General features: G+C 67.7%; 1 protein-coding gene. It reads right to left on the bottom strand.

Annotated elements, in window-relative coordinates:
• Positions 1–29: 29 nt before the first annotated feature.
• Positions 30–1,274: an IS256 family transposase gene (locus tag K8556_RS38815; RefSeq protein WP_223745175.1), complete on the bottom strand. Its 1,245-nt coding sequence runs from the start codon at positions 1,272–1,274 to the stop codon at positions 30–32.
• Positions 1,275–1,385 lie beyond the last annotated feature (111 nt).

Here is a 1,385-nt window from a genome sequence, read left to right on the forward strand (position 1 = left end):
GAGGTCGTGTCAATTGGAGTGGAAACGCGTCAGGCGGCGCGACGAGTTCCCTGCGGTAGCATGACGAGGTTGCCGTCCTCGTAGGTGCGGCCAGCGAGTACGTCTCGGAGGTGCTCGGCGGCGTCGAGTTTGCGGAAGCTCTTCTGGGCGACGAGCAGCAGCTTCCAGAGCAGCACGGTGGCGTTTTCCACCTTGCGGAAGCGCTTGGCCGCGTCCGTGCGCAGCCTCAGCGACGCGAAGGGGCTCTCGATGATGTTGGTGGTGCGCAGATGCTTCCAGTGCTCCTTGGGGAAGCGGTAGTAGGTGACGAGCCGCTCCCAATCATCGAGCAGGCACGCGGTCGCCTTCGGCGCCTTCGGCTGGTACTCGGCGACGAAGGCGTCGCGCAGCGCTTCGGCCTCGGCACGGGTCGCGGCATAGGGGATGGGTTTGAGCAGGGCTCGGGCCGCCTCCAGCTCCTTCTTCGGCAGCTTGTCCAGCACGTTGCGCAGCTTGTGATTGAAGCAGCGCTGGTGCTCGGCCTGGGGCCAGACTCGCGCCACCGCGCCCCAGATTCCCAGGTGGCCATCGGCCACCACCAGCCGTGGCTCCTCAAGCCCTCGCTTCTTCAAGTCCCGCAGCGCCTCGGCCCACGACTCCTCGGACTCCCGGTGCCCGCTGACGAGCGCCAGCACCTCCTTCGTGCCGTCCCGCAGCGCGCCCATGAGCACCAGCACCGCGGCCTTCTCCTTCTCCAGCCCCGCCTTCACGTACACCCCGTCCGCCCAGACGTACGCCACCTCCTTGCCCACCAGCGAGCGTCGGCTCCACGCGGCGTGCTCCTGCTGCCAGCCCGCCTTCAACCGCTCCAGGCTCGTCTTCGACAGCGGCGCCCCTTCTCCCAAGAGGCCCCGCAGCGCCAGCTCGAAGTCCCCCAGCGCCAGGCCGTGCAGGTACAGCGTTGGCAAGAGCGCCCCCACCTGCTTCGTGCGCCTGACGAACAGCGGCAGCACCTTCGACTCGAACGGCTCCTCGCTTCCCCGCACTCGCGGTCGCCTGACCCGCACCGTCCCCATGCTCGTCGCCAGTCGCCGCTCCTTCCCATGCCCGTTGCGGTAGCCCGGCTTCGCGTCCACCTGTGTCCGCCGCTCGCTCTTCGGCCGCCCCAGGAAGGCCGTCAGCTCTTCCTCCAGCATCCGCTGCAACCACTGCTGAATCTGCTCTCGCGCCAGTACCTCCAGCGCTTCGAACCGCGAACTCGACGCCGTGGCGTCCCCCTGCGTACTCTTCTTCATGGCGATGTCTCGTTCCCTTGGGGCCGGGCGGCAACCCGGCCTCGTTTCGGTGGTGCTCACCGGGGATCGTTACGTCGCCTTTCTCGTTTCCACACCCTCTGTGACTACCTC

Source organism: Corallococcus sp. AS-1-12 (assembly GCF_020036995.1).
Taxonomy (GTDB): domain Bacteria; phylum Myxococcota; class Myxococcia; order Myxococcales; family Myxococcaceae; genus Corallococcus.